The organism is Humibacillus sp. DSM 29435, from assembly GCF_001758225.1.
Lineage (GTDB): Bacteria > Actinomycetota > Actinomycetes > Actinomycetales > Dermatophilaceae > DSM-29435.
Genome location: NZ_MAST01000002.1, coordinates 18316 through 36866 on the forward strand (window position 1 = coordinate 18316; position 18551 = coordinate 36866).

The 18551-nt window shown below is 64.7% G+C and carries 19 protein-coding genes; 7 read left to right on the forward strand and 12 right to left on the reverse strand.

The features are described from left to right. Nucleotides 1-11 precede the first annotated feature (11 nt). Complete coding sequence (serA, locus tag BA895_RS02390; RefSeq protein WP_070190310.1) at nt 12-1214, reverse strand: phosphoglycerate dehydrogenase; 1203 nt, start codon at nt 1212-1214, stop codon at nt 12-14. A gap of 189 nt (nt 1215-1403) precedes the next feature. Between serA and BA895_RS02395 the strand changes: the two genes are divergently transcribed. The 6 genes from BA895_RS02395 (at nt 1404) to BA895_RS02420 (ending at nt 8153) form a co-directional block, all read left to right on the forward strand. Continuing rightward, nucleotides 1404-2435: a LacI family DNA-binding transcriptional regulator gene (locus tag BA895_RS02395; protein WP_070190311.1), complete on the forward strand. Its 1032-nt coding sequence runs from the start codon at nt 1404-1406 to the stop codon at nt 2433-2435. Between the two features lie 140 nt (nt 2436-2575). Beyond that, nucleotides 2576-3589 (forward strand): alpha/beta hydrolase, encoded by a 1014-nt coding sequence (locus BA895_RS02400; protein ID WP_175442235.1) that lies wholly within the window; start codon nt 2576-2578, stop codon nt 3587-3589. A gap of 1 nt (nt 3590) precedes the next feature. Next, nucleotides 3591-4967: an ABC transporter substrate-binding protein gene (locus BA895_RS02405; RefSeq protein WP_070190313.1), complete on the forward strand. Its 1377-nt coding sequence runs from the start codon at nt 3591-3593 to the stop codon at nt 4965-4967. Nucleotides 4968-5104: 137 nt separating this feature from the next. Further along, complete coding sequence (locus BA895_RS02410) at nt 5105-5920, forward strand: carbohydrate ABC transporter permease (RefSeq protein ID WP_083282901.1); 816 nt, start codon at nt 5105-5107, stop codon at nt 5918-5920. Continuing rightward, nucleotides 5920-6744: a carbohydrate ABC transporter permease gene (locus tag BA895_RS02415; RefSeq protein ID WP_070190314.1), complete on the forward strand. Its 825-nt coding sequence runs from the start codon at nt 5920-5922 to the stop codon at nt 6742-6744. Before BA895_RS02410 ends, BA895_RS02415 begins: the two co-directional genes overlap by 1 nt. 332 nt (nt 6745-7076) lie before the next feature. Beyond that, nucleotides 7077-8153, forward strand: a complete 1077-nt coding sequence (locus BA895_RS02420) for an NAD(P)/FAD-dependent oxidoreductase (protein ID WP_070190315.1) — start codon at nt 7077-7079, stop codon at nt 8151-8153. A 1115-nt stretch (nt 8154-9268) separates the two neighbouring features. Here the strand turns inward: BA895_RS02420 and BA895_RS02430 are convergent. The 5 genes from BA895_RS02430 to BA895_RS02450 are packed head-to-tail and all read right to left on the reverse strand — an operon-like array spanning nt 9269 to nt 12330. Beyond that, nucleotides 9269-10339, reverse strand: a complete 1071-nt coding sequence (locus BA895_RS02430; RefSeq protein WP_070190317.1) for an ImmA/IrrE family metallo-endopeptidase — start codon at nt 10337-10339, stop codon at nt 9269-9271. A gap of 6 nt (nt 10340-10345) precedes the next feature. After that, on the reverse strand, nt 10346-10711 hold the full coding sequence (locus tag BA895_RS02435; RefSeq protein WP_070190318.1) for a helix-turn-helix domain-containing protein: 366 nt from the start codon (nt 10709-10711) through the stop codon (nt 10346-10348). A 10-nt stretch (nt 10712-10721) separates the two neighbouring features. Next, the gene (locus BA895_RS02440) at nt 10722-11192 is read right to left on the reverse strand and encodes a holo-ACP synthase (protein WP_175442236.1); all 471 of its coding nucleotides are present in this window, start codon (nt 11190-11192) and stop codon (nt 10722-10724) included. Next, nucleotides 11189-12073, reverse strand: coding sequence for a hypothetical protein (locus tag BA895_RS02445; RefSeq protein ID WP_070190319.1), 885 nt, complete (start codon nt 12071-12073; stop codon nt 11189-11191). Before BA895_RS02445 ends, BA895_RS02440 begins: the two co-directional genes overlap by 4 nt. Next, on the reverse strand, nt 12070-12330 hold the full coding sequence (locus tag BA895_RS02450; protein WP_175442237.1) for a hypothetical protein: 261 nt from the start codon (nt 12328-12330) through the stop codon (nt 12070-12072). Before BA895_RS02450 ends, BA895_RS02445 begins: the two co-directional genes overlap by 4 nt. A gap of 119 nt (nt 12331-12449) precedes the next feature. Between BA895_RS02450 and BA895_RS02455 the strand changes: the two genes are divergently transcribed. After that, the gene (locus BA895_RS02455; RefSeq protein WP_070190321.1) at nt 12450-13952 is read left to right on the forward strand and encodes a MazG nucleotide pyrophosphohydrolase domain-containing protein; all 1503 of its coding nucleotides are present in this window, start codon (nt 12450-12452) and stop codon (nt 13950-13952) included. Here BA895_RS02455 and BA895_RS02460 read toward each other — a convergent pair. The 6 genes from BA895_RS02460 to BA895_RS02475 form a co-directional block, all read right to left on the reverse strand. Continuing rightward, a complete protein-coding gene (locus tag BA895_RS02460) occupies nt 13938-14948 on the reverse strand; it encodes a nucleotide kinase domain-containing protein (RefSeq protein ID WP_217493801.1) in 1011 nt (336 codons plus the stop codon). The genes BA895_RS02455 and BA895_RS02460 overlap by 15 nt on opposite strands. A 1067-nt stretch (nt 14949-16015) precedes the next feature. After that, the gene (locus BA895_RS24845; RefSeq protein WP_217493802.1) at nt 16016-16282 is read right to left on the reverse strand and encodes a TQO small subunit DoxD; all 267 of its coding nucleotides are present in this window, start codon (nt 16280-16282) and stop codon (nt 16016-16018) included. Then, on the reverse strand, nt 16204-16419 hold the full coding sequence (locus BA895_RS24120; RefSeq protein WP_217493807.1) for a hypothetical protein: 216 nt from the start codon (nt 16417-16419) through the stop codon (nt 16204-16206). The genes BA895_RS24845 and BA895_RS24120 overlap by 79 nt, the downstream gene beginning before the upstream one ends. A 42-nt stretch (nt 16420-16461) precedes the next feature. Then, nucleotides 16462-16590, reverse strand: a complete 129-nt coding sequence (locus tag BA895_RS24690; protein WP_256388422.1) for a hypothetical protein — start codon at nt 16588-16590, stop codon at nt 16462-16464. A gap of 502 nt (nt 16591-17092) precedes the next feature. After that, on the reverse strand, nt 17093-17536 hold the full coding sequence (locus tag BA895_RS02470) for a MarR family winged helix-turn-helix transcriptional regulator (RefSeq protein WP_070190323.1): 444 nt from the start codon (nt 17534-17536) through the stop codon (nt 17093-17095). After that, nucleotides 17533-18183 carry an NAD(P)H-binding protein gene (locus BA895_RS02475; protein ID WP_083282903.1) on the reverse strand — a complete coding sequence of 217 codons (651 nt, stop codon included), beginning with the start codon at nt 18181-18183 and terminating at the stop codon, nt 17533-17535. Before BA895_RS02475 ends, BA895_RS02470 begins: the two co-directional genes overlap by 4 nt. Between the last annotated feature and the right edge of the window lie 368 nt (nt 18184-18551).

An 18551-nucleotide genomic window follows, 5' to 3' on the forward strand; every position in this document is an offset into this window, starting at 1 on the left:
CGGACTCCGAGTCAGGCAGTTGACCAGGTCTTGAGCCAGATGGCATGGGCCGAGTCGCGAAGCAACGCCAAGGTGGCGTCGCTCGGCGCCAGATCGGTGTGGGTGATGACGTAGCCGTACTCGCCTCGGGTGGAGAGCGTCTGACCGACGACGTTGGCACCGGAGTCGGCCAGCAGCTGGTTGATCGAGGCAAGCACCCCCGGCACGTTGTGGTGCAGGAAGGCCATCTGGAACGTCTCGGTGGTCGGCGGCGGAACAACCCCGGGAAGGTTGACCGACAGCGCCGTGGCCCCCGTGTTGACGAAGGCCCGGAACTTGCCAGCGACGAAGGAGCCGATCTCTCTTTGCGCCTCCTGGGTCGACCCGCCGACGTGCGGCGTGAGAATGACGTTGTCGAGGCCACGCAGGGGCGACTCGAACGAGTCACCTTGAGCCTTCGGCTCGCTCGGGAAAACGTCGATCGCCGCGCCAGACAGGTGGCCGGAGAGGATGTGCTCGCGTAGCGCCAGATCGTCGACAACCATGCCGCGCGATGCGTTGATGAACGCGGCGCCCTGCTTCATGACCGCGAACTGCTCGGCCCCGAACAGGCCTGCGTTACCGGGTCGCCCGTCGACGTGCAGGCTGACGATGTCGGCCTGCTCGAGCAGCTCGTCCAGCGACCCGACCGGGCGGGCGTTGCCGTGAGCGAGCCGGTCGGCGGTGTCGTAGAAGATGACGTGCAGGCCGATCGACTCGGCCACGTTCGACAGCTGCGTGCCGATGTTGCCGTAGCCGACGATGCCGAGGGTTCGGCCGCGCACCTCGTGGCTGCCGTTGGCCGACTTGTCCCAGATGCCGTCGTGCATGCGTTGGGTCTTCTCGGGCAGCCGGCGGGCCAGGGCGATCAGCTCGCACAGCACGATCTCGACCACGCTGCGGGTGTTGGAGAAGGGTGCGTTGAAGACGGCCACGCCGTGGACGGCGGCTGCGTCGAGGTCGACCTGGTTCGTGCCGATGCAGAAGCAGCCCACGCCCACGAGGTCCTCCCCCGCGGCCAGCACCCGTTCGGTGACCTTGGTGTTCGAACGGATGCCGAGGAGCCCCACCCCCGGCAGAGCGCCGATCAGCTCGTCCTCGCTCATCGAGGCGGTTCGGACGTCAACCTCCCAGCCGATGGCGCGCAGCACCTCGGCGGCGACCGGGTGGATGTTCTCCAGCAGTAAGACCTTCACTCGCGGGACCGTATCGCACCAACACGAGAGGTGCTGATCCGGATGCCGGCTCGCCTACCCATCCCCCACCCACGGTGCACGACAGCGCCGAACGTTCGAAGGCGTGTCGTTCTCGACGTGCGGAGAACTGGACGCGACCGGGCCGTCGTCGTAAGTTCCTGACGACCCCTCAAGGTCCCAGTCGCCCGCATGCTCCAGCGTCTACCCTCTCCCCTCGATCGAAAGACCCCTGTGCCGGCTCAGCGCGTCACCATCTATCAGGTCGCCGAGCGAGCCGGCGTGAGCATTTCGACGGTCTCGAACGCGCTCAACAAGCCTGACCGGGTCAGTGACTCGACCCGCCAGAAGGTCCTGTCGGCCGCAGACGAACTCGGTTTCGTGCCAAGCGCGGAGGCCGTCGGGCACGCACGTCGTGGCAGTGGACGCATCGGGGTGATGGCGCCCTTCACGAGCTACAGCTCGTATCTTCGTCGGCTGTCCGGCGTCTTGGGTGCGGCTGCGGCGGCGGACGTCGACGTCGTCGTCTTTGATCACGAGTCGGCGGCCCAGTCCACTTCGCCTGTGCTGGCGAGCCTCCCGGTACACGGACGACTGGACGGCCTGATCGTGATGGGTCTGGAAATCGAAAGCAGTATCGCCGACCGGTTGCACCGGCGAGGGTTGCCGACGGTGGTTGTCGATGCGGCGAGCGACCTCTTCTGCCGCGTGGGCGTCGATGATGTCGACAGTGGCCGCCTGCCCGGTGCGCATCTCGTCGGGGGCGGACACCGACGCTTCGGCTATCTGATGGAGGAGCAGCTGGCCCCGTATGAGTCCCAAGCCGTCAAGCGACTGGCGGGCTTTCGTGAGGCCGTGACCTCCTTCCTCGAGCAGGAGCTGGTCGTGATGAGCTGCCGCAACTCGATCCCGGCCGCCCGTTCCGCTGCGCGGGAGATGCTGTCGTCTCCGCAACGACCCACCGCGATCATGGCCCATCACGACCAGCTTGCCATCGGGGTTCTGCTGGCGTGCCGAGACCTCGGCTTGAGCGTGCCGGGCGAGGTCGCCGTCGTCGGCTGCGACGACGGGGAGGCCGCCATAGCCGCCGATCTGACGACGGTCCACCAACCTTTCGAGGAGTCTGGCCAGGTGGCCTTCGCCGTGCTTCGCGCTCAGCGAGAAGGATCGCTGCGGTCGACCGTCGAGCTCGAGCTGCGTCTCAGCCAGCGCTCGACCACCTGAACTCGGGCCGCGAAAGAGCCGGTTGGCTGCGGCATCCGTAAAAGTGCTTTTGTGAAATCACTTGACAAGACTCTGTTGTCGGGGTTGGCTTCCCAGGAATGTGGCGTTGCGTCCTGACCGAAACGGGAGTGTGTGCAGTGGTGGTCCTCGACGACGAGGTGCGCGAGTTTCTCGCGGCCGCTGAAGGTGTCACGACCGGCGGTGATCCCGCTCAGCAGCGGCAGTCCATCCTGCGCCTGTCCGACCGACTCTTCGCCCGGTTCGGTGAGTCGGGGCCCGAGGTTGCCAGCGTCACCGACCACTGGGTGACACACGATGGTGGTCGGTGCCGGGTGCGGGTCTACCGCCCGGACGTGCCCGGCGCGCTCCCCGTGCACCTCTTCATCCATGGGGGTGCCTACTGGCTCGGATCGACGGACGAGAGCGTCAACGACGCAACCTGCCGCGAGCGAGCCGTCGGCGCCGGCTGTGTGGTCGTGTCCGTGGACTACAGTCTGGCTCCCGAGCATCCCTTCCCCGCGGCGCTCGCGGACTGCTACGCCGCCCTGGTCTGGTCACAGACGAACGCCGACGCTCTCGGCATCGACGCCGACCGGATCACGGTGGGCGGGATCTCGGCCGGAGGCACTCTCGCCGCGGCGGTTGCCCTCGCGGCCCGGGTGCGGAACGGGCCCGCTCTGCTGCTTCAGCTGCTCGAGGTTCCCCTGCTCGACCTTTCTCTCGAGACGATGCGACGTTCCGGGGTCGGCGACGACTTCGGCATCAACGAGGCCGACCTCGGCTGGAGTATCAAGCAGTACCTACCGATGACGAACATGCTGGAGGACCCGCTGGCCTCCCCCCTCTGCGCCGAAGACCTGGCCGGCCTGCCACCAGCCCTGGTGCTCACGGCAGAGCGGGATCCGCTTCGAGACGATGGCAGACGCTACGCCGAGCGCCTCGAACAGGCGGGCGTGCCGGTGAGGCTCGTTCAACAGCCGGGAGCCGTCCACGGTTCCCTGCAGCTGACCGCGACCTGGAAGCCCGCTCGTGCGTGGCGCCACGAGGTCGTTGCAGCCCTGCGCACCGCCAACGGCGAACACAGCCCCACGATGACGACCCACCACCAGCTCGACCCGGCACCGCGGTTCGAGCACAACCAAGGAGGCACCTGACATGTCGCACCACAGCTCACCTGCACGAGCGGCCCGGTTGTGGTCGACCGTGGCCGCAGCGGCCCTGGTCGGTGGCACGGTCATCAGTGGTTGCAGCGCTCCCGGCGCTGACCCTGCCGCCGCGCCCACGGCCGCAGCGGGACCCACCCAGGCGTCAGAGGTCACGTGTGGCACTGACCCGGTCACGATGAAGGGCTACTTCGAGACGGGGTTCCCGCTGCCGAAGAACCTCACCGACGAGTTCACCAAGCAGTTCCCGAACGTCAAGTGGGACGTGCGCGAGGACCAGTTCGCCGTCATCACCCAGAACGCGCCCCGCGTGCTGTCCGACGACCCCCCGGACCTCATGCGGCTCCCGCAGGTCTCCGAGCTCGTCAAGGACAAGCTGCTGCTCAACCTCGACAACTACGCGAAGGCCTTCGGCTGGGACGCTTGGCCCGCGTCGCAGCTGGCGCAGATGCGAGTGTCGGCCGACGGCACCCGTGGCACCGGCCCGCTCTACGCCAACGGCCTCAACTTCTCACTGACCGGGCTCTTCTACAACAAGGAGCTGGCGGCCAAGATCGGCATGACCTCCGCGCCGACCACCCTGGCCGAGCTCGACGCCGTGCTGGCCAAGGCGAAGGCCGCCGGCATCACGCCCATCGACCAGTTCAACGGCGGCGCAACCGGCGGCTTGGCCTTCCCGTTGCAGAACCTCATGGCGGCCTACGGCGAGACGGGTGCCATCAACGACTGGATCTTCCAGAAACCTGGCGCCACCATCGACACCCCGTCCAATCTGAAGGCCGCTCAACACCTGCAGAAGTGGATCACCAAGGGCTACTTCGCCGACGACATCAACTCGCAGGACTACGCCGCCATGATGAGCGCCTTCATCGGCGGCAAGGCGTTGTTCATCTTCGACGGTGACTGGGAGTCGGGCAACCTCGACAAGCAGATGGCGGGCAAGGCCGGGTTCTTCCTCATGCCGCCGTCACAGGCGGGGGGCAAGCAAGGAGCGATGTCAGCGCCCCTCACCTACGGCATCAGCGCGAAGTCTGCCCACCCGGACTGCGCCGCGTTCTTCCTCAACTGGGTGGCCACCAACCAGACCGCTCGCGAGATCACCGTCTCCGTAGGGGGGTCTCACCCCATGGGTCCGAGTGACGCCTACATGCCAGCGGTCAAGGCGGGGACGGTCACCGCCGCGACCCTGGAGGCGGGCGCCAAGGTGGGCAAGGACAACGGAGCCATGGACTTCATCGCGAACGCGACGGGTGCCATCTACGCCAAGAGCTGGACCCCGAACCTGCAGAAGCTCGTTGCCAGCAAGCAGACGCCCGAAGGGATGCTCACGTCGGTGCAGAAGGACTACGAAGCGCAGATCGCCAAGTGAGCTCAGTGACGCCCCCGTCGCGACGTGATGAGGACCTGACGTCGACGAGCGACCGGGCAGGTCAACCCAGACCTGCCCGGGGGCGTCGCTCGAAGGCTGCCTGGTCTGGGCTGCTCTTCGCAGTACCTGCCCTGCTGATGTACGCCATCTTCGTGCTGCGGCCGATGATCGTGTCAGTGCAGTACTCGTTCTACAAGTGGAACGGCATCGGCGCCTCGACATGGGTCGGGTTCGACAACTACCTGCGGGTCTTCACCGACCCCGACCTACTGGGCCCGATCGGAAACGCCTTCAAGCTCATCGTCTTTTTCAGCTTCGTGCCGGTCGTGCTCGGCCTCGCCATCGCAGCCACCACCCGTCAGATCGCAGAAAGCCGTCTCGCAAGCGTCGCCCGCACCGTCCTCTTTCTTCCCCAGGTCATCCCCCTTGTGGCGGCCGGCATCATCTGGACATGGCTGCTGTCCTCAACCGGGCTCGTCAACCAGGTCATGGACGCCGTTGGCCTGAACAGCCTGACTCGAGCCTGGCTGGGCGACTTCTCAACGGCCCTCCCCGCCGTCGGTGTGATCGGGGCCTGGGTGTTGCTCGGGCTGTGCACGCTTCTACTCCTGGCGGGTATCAGCCACATCGACCCGGCGCTCTATGAGGCGGCCCGACTCGACGGCGCCGGCCCCTGGCGGGAGTTCCTCTCCATCACCCTGCCCTCACTGCGGCAGGAGATCGGCGTCTGCGTCACGGTGACCGTCATCGCCGCCCTTGCGAGCTTCGACATCGTCTACATCTCGACCCAGGGCGGCCCAGGCAACTCGAGCATGGTGCCGGGCCTGGAGATCTACTACCAGGCTTTCACCGAGCGACAGGTCGGGGCCGCATCCGCGTTGGGCGTCGTGCTCATGCTGCTCGTGCTGCTCGTCGTGCTGCCGATCCAGTGGGTCACGAAGGAGCGCGACTGATGATCGTTCGTCAGCGTGAAACCATCACAGCCAAAGTGCTGCTCATCCTCCTCATGCTCATCACGGTTCTGCCGTTCGTCAGCCTCTTCGTGACGGCGTTGCACCCCTCCGGCACCTACCCGCAAGGCATCTCGTGGCCGAGTCAGCCGCAGTGGAGCAACTTCGCGGATGCCTTCACTGCGGCCAACATGCTCCAGCTGCTGAAGTCGAGCAGCCTGATCGTGCTCGGCGTGGTGCCCGCCTCAGTCGTGTTCGGCACGATGGCCGGCTTCGCCTTCGGTCACCTGCGCGTCAAGGGTCACCGTTGGCTGTTTCTGCTCTTCGTGCTCGGGCTGACGCTGCCCTTCGAGGGGATCCTCACCCCGCTCTACTTCCAGGTGCGAGACATGGGCCTGCTGAACACCCGATGGGCGATCATCCTGCCGCTCATCGGGCTCTTCATGCCGTTCGCGGTTCTGTGGATGCGAGCCCACTTCGTCAACGTGCCTGAGGAGCTGTCGGAGGCGGCGCGCGTTGATGGGGCGTCGACCTGGCAGCTGTTCTGGCACGTTCACGTTCCGATCGCGAGACCAGCGCTCTCGTCCCTCGGAATCCTGCTCTTCCTGTGGACGTGGAACCAGTTTCTGCTGGCCATCGTGCTCGTTGATGACCCGGGAAAGCGGACGATGGCTGGGGCCCTGGGGTCGTTCCAGGGCCAGTTCGGCACGAACATCCCCCTGCTGTGCGCCGGGTCGCTGCTCATCATGGCTCCGACTCTGATCGTGTTCCTCATCTTCCAGCGGCAGTTCGTCACGGCGCTGCTGGCCGGGTCGGTCAAGGGCTAGCCATCGCTCACGACAAAAGCACTGGCACTGGCTGTCGCGAGGGGTGCAACGAGGGGTATCGGATGCGGGCCCCGGGAGGTGATCGCACGCGGCTACAACCGGGTACTCCGCCAGTCACTCGGAGTCGGTGCACCAGGGACGCATCGCGGCCCGTCACCACCGCCCAGGAAATGCGCCTGCTTGCGCTGGTGGCCACCACCGTCTTGCCCGCCGCCGCCACCGTGAAACGAGCTCCGACGCCTGACGCGTCCCGAGTACTCTCAAGCCTGCCGACCGGGGGTGCGCCCCGGCCTGCTGCATCCACCTTCTTGCACTAGTTTCGAGGTCGCCGAGTGCCCGTCCTGCTCTTGATCGGGGCCGGACACGCCCACCTGTACGTCGTCAAGCACGCCGCCGACCTCGCGGCCGCCGGCTATCGGGTGCTCCTGCTCGCTCCGCGCTTCTTCGACTACAGCGGTGTCGCGTCGGCGACGGCCGCTGGTGAGATGTCCAGCTCCGCCGGGCGGATCGATGTGCGGTCGCTGGCCAGCACCTCGTCCGTGGAGTTTCACGAGGGCACACTGGAGTCTCTCGATCCGCAGGCACGGATCGCGGTCACGTCACGCGGTGACCGGTTGTCCTACGATGTGCTCTCGCTCAACATCGGCAGTGTGGTGGCACCGGCCGGCATGAACGTTCATCCGACAGTCGTGCGGGTGAAACCGTTGAGCGGACTCGCTGATCTGGATGCCCGGCTGCGTGCTTCAGAGCAGCAAGGTGTCACCGTCACGGTCGTAGGTGGCGGCGCCTCCGGCCTGGAGCTGGCGGCCCACCTTTCGGTGAGATCGGGCGTTGCGAACGTCCGGTTGGTGGAGTCCGGGGCCGTCATCGGGGCGGGCCTGCCGGCAGGCGCACGCAGGCGGATCGGGCGGCTCCTGGCAAGACGCGGGGTGGCCGTCCGCACCGGCTGTGTGGTGCGCGACCTCGGCGAGCGATCGCTGGTCTGCGACGACGGAACTGAGATGACGTACGACGTCGCCGTGCTCGCCACCGGGCTGACGGCTCCGCCGTTGCTCGCGCAGCTCGGCGTCGGGGACGAGCGCGGGGTGCCGGTGCGGGCCACTCTGCAGATGGTGGATAGAGACGACATCTACTCCGTGGGCGACTGTGCTCTGTTCCTCCCCGGTCCCCTGCCCCGTGTCGGTGTGCATGGGGTGCGGCAGGGGCCGGTGCTACAGCGCAGCCTGCTCGCGCGGCTTCGCGGAGAGCCGTTACCGGTGTACGAGCCGCAGCGCCGCGCACTGTCGATTCTCGACCTCGGGAATGGCGTGGGCCTGGCTGTACGGGGGCGCTGGTGGTGGTACGGCGCCGGATCGTTGCGCCTCAAGCGGTATATCGATCAACGGTGGCTGAAGATCTATCAGCAGTGAGGCTCGCCGTCCCGGCCTGGCAGGCGAGATCCACCGACACCATTTCTCACGCGGGCACGGTGCCCTCGCCGTGTTCTGACTCCGCTCACGGATACACCGTCTCAGGAGGGCACGTCCGCCGTGACGGCCCTACCGCCGCATCCGTTCTTCAGATCCTGGCCCTCGACGGTCACCTCGGAGATGTCGCTGGGGATCTACAGTCCCGACCGGTGTCTCGCTCGTTGCGGTCTATAACGTGACAGCTGTGTCTCGACAGCAACTGTCGAGATGCGGGCCAAGACTGCACAACCCTGAGCGTGGAACCTTGCCCGGAAGGGCCGTCTGAAACCGGCTGCGCAAAGTAGCTCGGCCCACGCACTACCAGTGTTATGGGCGGCCAAGGGGTGGAGCGGACCCTGAGTCAGCCCGCGTCTTTCGCGGCGGAATGGGGCACGTCGCCGAACCGATGCCCGCATATCAGACGCTAGAGATCAGCGCGATCGCTTTCGCCATTGAAGCCCAGGAGGCAGGCCCCATAAGGCCAAATCCGAGATCGCCCCATCCAGTCCCCCATGAGTTCTGGACCAGCACCACAATGTCGCCGGGGCTGAGCAAAGGGTCCGCGGAGGCGGATACCTGGGCTGCTCCGACAACCACGACGGCATGAAACCCTAGAGCCTTTCCTCCCATCGTGAGGATCTCGGTTCCGAGCCGGTGAAACTCCGGCGTAGTCTGGATGATCGCGATCGGACACGAGCCAGCGGCGAGCATGGGCAGAAGATCGCGTGGAGCGGGGGCCGCGCACGCCACCACCGCGGCCCTCGGCAGTGCTGAACCGAGTGGGCCCGGAGGGATCGGCGAACACACGTCTTCGTGAATCGTCGGGTCGTATGGCCAGTCGGATTCGGCGGCGTGCCCATGGTCGCGAAGAGCGTCTCGGACCGAGCCCAGGTTACCGGCCCCTCCGGGCTCCCGCCGACTGAGATAATGGAGGTGCTCCGCGGATCTTGCTGACCCGCAAAGGGACGTATGCACCGTGGTCGACGCGCACGACAAGCATGTAGGTCGGGGCCCTTGGTCCATGACAGGCTGCATTGTGCCTCGCATGTCATGGAGCCACGTGAGGTTCGTTGACGTCATGCGGTGATAGCCCTGTCAGCCCAGTCCTCGGGGGTCGGCGCGAAGAGACCTTGGCCAGCCAATTGTCGGGTCCGGACCTCGAGTTGTAGGTCGAACTGCGCCAAGATGGTGGATGGTTCCCAAGGGCGAGCGAGATCCATCTGGACGCGAAACGATCCGGTGTCCGTCGGGACGAAGATGAGCTGCCGCCGGTCACTGGCACCTCCTGTGTCCAGTGACCAGACGTCATCCGATGGCGGTGCCGAGGGGACGTGTTCATCTTCGACCAGAACGATGTCAGGGTTCAGATCCGCCTGAGCTACGTTGTGGGGCCCGAACAGGCTGGGAATTGCGGGTGAGTTAACAAGCCAGCCTGCGCCGGTGCTGGTGTCCTCGGACAGGTCGACGCGAACCTCATCCCCGACCCGGCACAGGACGCTGAGACCTGAGTTCTCGGAGCCGAGGAGCCATACGTCTGCTCGGGCGTCAGTGACCCGGTCATCTCCACGCAGATCGTTCTTTGCGGCGAGCGCCCCCGCCTTTCGGAAGCGGCGGACGTCGTCGTACGACAAAATGCCCTTTCCGAACAAGCGCCAGAGGCCAGCGGAGAAGCTCACTCCGAGTTGGCGGCTGAAGAGATAGGCGTCGGCGGCGGCAACTCGCCTCGAGTCTTGGACGGCTGGCAGCGCCTTGATGGCCCGGTTCACGAGCGGCTCCGGCATCAGGAGGGTCGACGCAAAAGCCTGCGCGGCCACCTCTTTGTCCGCGTTGGGATCGAAGCGCTCCACGTCGTGCTCATCGTCTGCGGACCCGTCGTGCCCCAGAACATGATGTGCGATCTCATGGGCGAGCGTGAAGCGTTGAAGGCTTTCGGGTACCCGGCTGTTGATCACAACGCCGCACACCTCCTCGGTTCGGACGTAAAAGCCGAGCAGGTGGTCGAGCGGTTGCATCATGAGGACGAGGCCAAGTTCACGCACGATCGCAAGCACGTCGACAGGTGCGTTGTAGGGGGTCTGTCGCCTCGAATGGAGCCGAGACGCCTCCATCGAGGCTCTCGACTGCAGGAGCTGGTTCTTGGTGGGCACAGGTGATCAGGAGCCTTTCTGCGTTGCTCCGACGCCGTTGAGGAATTCGACGAATCGCAGGACTTGATCCTTGTCGTGATCTGACAGGGTTTTAGTGGCCCGGAACAGGCGTATCGCCTTCTCGTCCACGGCGGGGTCTGCGCCTAGCAGGCGGTCGGGTGTAGTGCCGTACAGGCGAGCAAGCTTGGCCAATTCGGCACTACTGACCTTTCGGCGACCTGTCTCGAAAGCGCTGACAGCAGCCCGTGGCAGGTCGAGCGCCGCGGCGACCTGATCTTGACTCATGCCCAAATAGTCACGCTCTTCGCGAAGTCGGAGTGCGAGGTCGCGCTCTATATCGTCTCGATCTTCGGGGCTGTTGCGCTGATCCATGATTACCTTCTTATGTCGCTCGGATATTGTGTTCGACGACCGCGAGCGCTATCGCGATCGCCCAATTTCCCTCGTGACTCGCGGACACGCTCCAATCCCACTCCGACGCTCCGTCCGGCCAGATCGCACCTTCCGCCGGCCGGACCGAGATACGTCCATTCGGGGAAGTCGCAACCGCAACGTCCAACGGACGGAGGCCCCTACGGAACCCGGTGCCAATTGCCTTCGCCACGGCTTCCTTGACGGCCCACCGCGTTGCGAGCCGGTCGACTCGGCCGCGCGTGTCTGCAACCTCTTGGGGCGAAAACAGGCGGTCAATGAAGACCGACCCGATGTCTGCATCGATCTGACGCTTGAGCATGGCGACGTCTACGAGATCAATGCCGATCTGGTGATGCGCGTCCTGGCGTAGTTCGGCTCTTGCGGCGCGGGCGAGGCGCACGATCGTGGTCTCTTCCGGGGTGGGCGCCGCGTCGCTCATGCGATCCTCGGCAGTCCTAGGTCCGACCATGTTGAACCGAAAGGGCGGCTGTGCCACTCGAGGTCGCTGACGCCACCGGTCGAACCATTCGTTGCTGGGTTCAGCAAGGAGGCGACGGAACCGCGGGCACTCTGCTCGATCTCAGCGTGCGAAGCGACCATCATCAGTTCACCAACCTCCAGGTCCTTCTTGGACTCCGCGACTAGGAAACGCATGAGACGCGCGAGGCCGACAAGGTTGCCGTAAGCGCGGGAGATGTATGTCTGATGGCGATAGAGCGCCACCATCGAAAGCCTCCCGTGCGAGAGGTTGAGGCTTAGATGGGACATGCACTGACCACCTCTGGCCGCGTTGTCATACCCTGCCACGTACGTCGATGCGGTTCCGACGGTCAGTGCCGCATCAGGCGCAGGGAGGCTCATCTCGACCTCATACCTATCGGCCCAGTTTGTGTCATCGTTGAGGTAGCCGACTAGGCGGCTCAGCTGATTGACGTCATTGCCGCCATAGGTGGGATATCGGAGAAGGCGGCCAATGTAGGTCCCAGCCTTGGGTCCCCACGACGTGACGGTTCCGTTTCGGCCTGACTGGCCAGCCAGAGCGGCCGCATAGAAGTTCTCCGGCTTGCCCACCCGGTACAGCGAGATTGGAAAGATGGTGTTGGCCACGGTATGAACGCTCTTGTTGAAGTCGTTGGGCCGTTCAGTGCGGAGTTCCGCCACCTTGCGATCCAGCGCCTGCCGAACCCCAACGATCTCCTGGTCCGGATGTTCGACAGTGACCGAGAAGTTCACTGCGCTTGAAGCGGCCTGGTTGTGCAATGCCTCGAGCGCGGCGAGCCACGCGCTCGAGATGTTCGAGCCTGAGACGTGCGTACTCACTGGACCCCTTTCAACGCTACATCAATCAATGAGCCAAGGCTCGCGTATTGCTCAGGCCCGAGGTCGGCCGGCGCAGGTAGGTTGATGCCCGTCAAGATCTCGATCTTGACGAGAAGGAACTCAGCCGTCTTGCTGTCGAGCTCGAGCATGTACTCGTCAGGATTCGCGGCTAGTGCCTCATCCACCTCGTCGCCAAGCGCGAGATCACCACGAAGCGTCTCAAGCATCCACCCTCTGATGTCGTCTCGATCTGGCATCTCCACCCCCTCGATGTCTCAACTTCCGTCAGGGTATCGCAAACCTGCTTGAAAATCGAGCATCGTGTCGTAGGCTGCACGATCACGACCCGATCCGCCACCGAAAGTGCAAGGGACCTATGGACATCAACGACTACCAAGAGAGTGCACGGGCGAGCGACGTCCTGCCCGCTGACGATCTCGCGCTGCCGATGCTCGGCCTTGCCGGCGAGGTCGGCAATCTCGCCGCCGAGTTGAAGAAGCGGGAGCGCGATCAAGCTGGCTACGTCGGGTTCCAAGCCGAGGTCCGGGAAGAGCTCGGCGACCTCATTTGGTATGCGGCCGCGCTGGCTCGACGGTGCGATGTCGAGTTGGGACAGGTGCTGTCCGAGAACCTAGCGAAGGTCCGGGAGCGCTACGACCGTTTCCCGAGCCCACCGCCGCACCGGCTGTTCGACGAAGCATTCGCGACACATGAGCAACTGCCGCGGCAGGTTTATATCACGTTCGTCGAAACAACCGAGTCGGACCGCGGTGCCGAACCGGTTCCTGTCGTACGGATCTACCGCGGCGGCAGCAAGATCGGTGACCCGCTAGACGACAACAGCGACGACAACGACGACTATCGCTTCCACGACGTCATCCATCTCGCTCACATGGCGGTACTCGGTTGGTCGCCAACCCTTCGGGGATTGCTTGATGTCAAGCGCCGAAGCACGCCCGATTTGAATCGAGTCGAGGATGGAGGTCGCGCGGTTGTCATTGAGGAGGGCCTTGCGGCCTACGTCTTCTCCGAAGCGGCGGAACACACCTTCTTCGCGTCGAGCGAACGCGTTCCTGCCGACATCATCAAGGCATGCCGCCGAATGACTGGACACCTTGAGGTATCGCAGCGCACCGCGGCGGACTGGGAGTACGCAATCCTGGCGGGCTACGAAATGTTCCGGTCTTTGCGGCAGCATCGAGGGGGAACGGTTCATGCCGACCTCCTGTCGCGAACACTGACGTTCACGCCGCCGTCACCTAACGTGGCCGTGGAGCGGCGGACTATCGCACTGAGGTCTGGCGCCGTCGTAGTCTTTGAGGGTCTCGACAAGGCCGGGAAGAGCACGCAACTCGACCTTCTGCAGGGCGCTGTCGATCCAACTTCCGCCACCTTCGCCCATATGCCGTCTGGCTTTGCGGAGTTCACCCGCAGGCTTTATCGGGTGCTTGAGACTAACCCCCCGACGACGGCGCTAGCCCGCCAGCTCGCACATCTATCCTGTCACAGCGAATCGATCGACGACCTCATCGGCGCCTCAGAGCGCGGCGCACTCGTACTCGATCGCTGGTGGTGGTCCACGCTCGCATACGGGTGGTACGCGAACCCGGATTCACTTGGGATCTCGCAAGAGGACTTCACGGCGCTCATTGACCAGATCTGGCAGCGAGTCGAGGCAGACGTGGTCTTCCTTTTCTTAACCGCGTACGCTGGTGACGAAAATAACGCACCCGGCGTGAAGGAGGGGTACGAGGCCATAGCTGCTGCGTCGGAGGTAGGCCAAGTGGTTTTTGTGCCTGCGATGTCGGAAGAGGAGACGCACAATTTCGTGGTCGCCGAGCTGGCCCGACGCGGATTGCTTATATTAGAAGAGGGCTAGTGCGGGAGTCTTTGGCGCGATGGTCGGATGAAGGTCCCATTTGGGCGGGAAGTGAGGCAGTTCCAACGGCCCCTTGGCCAAGAACTGCTGTTTGATCCGCATCCGGTTGCCGACGCCTCGATGTGTCGGGTGGGCGACTCGTGCGTACTTGTCGGTCTCGCAGAACAAGTTTTGGCAGTCTATGAGTTTCAATCGTCGGCCGAACAAGTCTCGGAAGTCCACTCCATAATGGCTGATCTGCTCTTCCTGTGTGTCAACCATCCAGCGAATCAGATCTGCCGCCGGGAGCCCACGCGAATCTGGGAGGCACTTCGCGAGGCCGCTCACGGCACCTGGCCCTGCAACGACGAAATCGTCCTCGTCAAAGTCGATGATCGGGGAGTAGTTCAGATCGATGGTCAACTGGTAGGCCAAGAATGGCCCGAGCGACGGGTAGGACGCGATGAGCTCGAAGACCTGCCTAAGGCTGCTGGCCTCGGTCAGGCGCTTTGGGAGGTGGCTGTTCATCATGTGCTCTGCAAGCGCAAGGTGATTGCGGTGCTTTCTCGCATGCCCAAACGGTGGCGGAGGCACGATGTATGCGGCCGAGTAGATGGTTCTGCCAGTCGCCATCTGCTTGTCGAGGATCTCGCCGTAGGTTGTCGGATCGAAGTCGTTCCAAGTGACCGGGCCCCTTGACTGCTCCAGGACTGACCATGTCTCAGGCTTGTTGAAGAACCTGAAGAGTAGCGTCCGAAGCACGACGTCCTCTGGGGTCTGAGGGCCCTCGTAGATGACCCGGATGAGGTCCTGGGAAACGCGATCGGCGGCGCGGTAGGCATTGGTGAAGCGGTACTGCGCGACGATCGGGTCGGTTGTCCACGGCGCCGGATCGCCTGACAGGCGTGCGTGATAAACGTGCTGCCGTTCGGCGGCGAGCCTCCAGTAGCTCTCAAGCACTTCTGAGGCGATGATCCGCCGCCCCGCCACTCTCCCTGACCACATCCCACCAATCATCTACTCACCACCTCCCAACCGACCAGGCACCCCCGCCGAACGGCGTCCGAGTACGCACCTTCGTACTTGCGTCCGCACCGTTTGCGCGGCTCCCGGATCCTGAGCCAAGCCTCGGCGCGCGGTTGCCGTGGCCCGGCTCGCGGAGAGGACCCCCGGGCGTCATCGGCACGCGTCTCGAGGACCGGCCGAAGACGCGACGCTGGTCCGCGCTGCCAGCCGGAAGTTGACTTCTTGGCACCGTCGGCCCGTCCTCCCTCACGCTTCTGATGTTCGTCCACACCGCGACTTGTGTCGTCCTCGACGCGCCGCTGGCAGCAGGCTGATCATCAATCCGGGCCGTCCGTACAAGCCTCCAGGCGGGTCTTCGTCACATGGCGAGATGTGAATCCGTCCAGGATGTGTCCGCCGACGGGCGTAGGCCTCGGGCCTGCAGCACTTCATAGCATTTGCAGCGAGATGCCTGCGGTGCGAATCACGGGCACTGCGCCCAATCTGGGCGGAGTGACGCACCTCATCGGCATGCTTCGAAAAGCCGGATCGTCGTCTTGCCCGGATCAGCCCGGGCAGGGTTGTGACGACCCCAAGGTCTCCGTCCTGGGCGTCCCGCGGCGGGCTGAACGGCGAGTCTGACCCACCACGCGATGCGAGGCTCCAAGAGCATGCCCCGCCGGCCATATCGAGAACAGTTTCATGTCACACGCGCGGACAGATCTCGACATCAACTGTCGAGAAGCAGCCAAGACTGCACGACCCTGAGCGTGACACCTTGCACAACGGGCCCGTCTGAAGCCGGCCGCGCAAAGTAGCTTGGCGCACGCACTATCTGCGGCCTGGTCGGAAGTCGGGGAACAGGCCGCTCATGCATGGCTATGCATGGATGCCCTCACCCGAGGAGCCGCGACGATCGCCGCCTGGGTCTGTCGTTCCACTTTGTTGAGGTCATGGACGTTGGACGATGGCAAGGCCCGCATGGGGATCGGTGACCGGAACGAGAACTGCGCGGTCGCCGTAGTCAGTCGTCGAAGCTGACGAATGCCATCAGAATGCCGGGGTCGAAGTCGCGAGCCTCACATCACCAGCCGTAGCCAGCGCATGTTGGTGTAGCGCCGCAGGAGCAGGCCGTCGAGTCCGAATCGACGCCCGGGGGCAGTGATGATGAAGAGGACCCCGAGGATGAGCAGAAGGTAGTTCTGTCCGATCGAGTCGGCGCCCCCGCCTGCTGCTGCTAGGAGATTCGCTAGTGCTGATAGGGCGGCTACGAGACCTCCGATCCTGGTGAGTAGGCCGAGTGGGAGAGAGATGCCGGCTGCCGCTTCCCGAGGAAGATGATCCACGCCCAGAAGCTGGCGTTGTCGTAGATGGTGGTCGCGACGAAGTGCCCGATCCGTGGGTAGAGGGAGTGGGCGGCGAATCCCGTCGGACCGCTGATGCGGGCCTTCAGGAAGGCTCCCGATAGGAAGTAGCCACCCACCTTTGAATCTGCGCCGAAGAAGGCGCCGTTTATCCAGGGCCATTAGGTCAGGATGCGTAGTGCGACCAGCGTGACCACCGCGCCCACGGGTCCGTTGTGGACGATGTTGTGTGCCCGGCGCTCAGCGGTGCCGTTACCTGCGGTCGTAGCGCCTGCCTTGAGATCAGTCATCTTAAGTGCTCCCTATTTCCAGAGCTGGGTTCGTCATCCCCAGATCACCTGGTTAATCCCTGGGCCCACCCACACCAGGATGATTGCGAGGCCCCCGAAAACCAGTCCGGCCACCAGGGGGCTGATGCTGACCTGAGATCGGCGTACCTGCGACCACGCGGCCGCCCCCCTCTGACGGCTACCCCACAACCGGTGGGGTGTCTCAGATAAGCCTGACCGAGAGGGGTCCGATCCGCAGCCTGACCGCCACCAGTTCTGTACAGGCACGAGAACAACTGTGAACACGTAGCCAGCATGAGCACCCGACGCTGGTCGAAATCGCGCGGCAGATGGACGATGAGCGCAGCGCCTGGGTCGACCTGTCAGCCGATGGCGCCGCAGACCCTGGCTGTCGTTCTCTGTCAAGGGCCAAGCTCAGGCTCCGCTGGTGGCCGCGAACATTGCCTCCGAGGTTGCGGCAGAACAGTGTTCGTCGGCCCTCGATCGTTGCCTCTCGCCTGCCCTAGTCGCGAAGTTCGAAGGACGTGCTAACGGTTCGGGCAGCGTGCAGCATCTGGGCGAGGAAATCCGCGACGGCCTCACGTTGCGCCGCATCGAAAGACGCGGCGACCAGATGTGCCGCCTCGGTGGCCGTGGCGTACGCGGCGCGGAGCTCCTCGAAACGAGGGGTCGCACGCAGGTGCGTCGACCGACCATCGTGAGGATCCTGCGACCGGTCGATCCAACCCTCGGCCTCCAGTCGGACGAGCATCCCCGTCAGGGTGGCCGCTCTCAATCCAGTACGGCGTCTGAGGTGCGTCGGGGTACATGGCCCGTCGCGGTCGATCACGTCGAGGAGGTCGAGGTCGCGGGGCTTCAATCCCGCCTGGTCCGCGATCCGATCATTCAGGATTGCCAACTCGATGCGAAGGCTCCGGATCAGGTCGTTCAGATCTGGGGCGGTCATCGGTTGGTGGTCGGCGCGACTGCTGAGTGCACGTGGGCCGCGGGGCCGAGTTCGGCGAGCATCGCCGCAGCGAGGTCGACGCGTGAGGTGTAGCCCTGCGTCGGATGGTCGGGATCGAGCCGATACTCGGAGGCCTCATCGCGATCGAACAGGCGGCCCGGGCGCATGATCGTCCACTCGATGTCATCGCAGGCGCGCAGGTACTCCTCCATTCTGCGCATGTCCGCGTACAACGTCCGGCCGAGGACTCCCCGAAGAAAGGGGAACAGGAGGTGGTCCGCGAACCAGTTCGTCGGCGGAGGCGGGTACGTGAGCCCCGAACTGACCACGACGAGCCGCCGCCCGCCGGCCCCGGCCCGCATTGCCTCGACCATCGCTCGGACACCAGCTGAATACACGGTGACCTCGCCACGCTGGTAGGCGGAGCCAAGCACGGACAACACGGCGTCAGCCCCGTCAATGGCGGCCGCTACCCCTGCACCGGATACCGCGTCGGCGCGAACTTGGACCAGCTGCGCACTGCCTGGCAGACCAAGCGGATCCGACCGGCGGCTGACCGCCCGCACCCGGTGCCCGGCCACCAGAGCGTCCCGGCAAATCAAGCGCCCCGTCGGTCCAGCGGCCCCGAAAACGACTACGTCCACCACACACCCCCATCTAGTACGGAATCCGTACTATACCTGTATGCGTGTTGCCCGCACCGGTCCCGGCTCGTCGAAGGCGTGCCAGAGGGAGATGGCGTGCTCAGTCGGTCGTCCACCGGGACGACCCGAAGGGAGGGGCGCCGATGGCCGCGCGACGCCTGGCGGATGACCCGGGTTCGGTGGCGAGCCGAGATACGCGAGAACTGATCCTGCAGACCCCTGTCTGATCAAGGGGGCGATGCCACAGGTGGACCCGCCCCAGCCTGGTCTTACGCGTCAGCCGGGCCTTGGGTGACCGCCGATTGACCTCGTGACGTGTCTGACCGACACCAGCGACTCGCGCGGTTATGGATCAATCTGGCCGGCTGGTG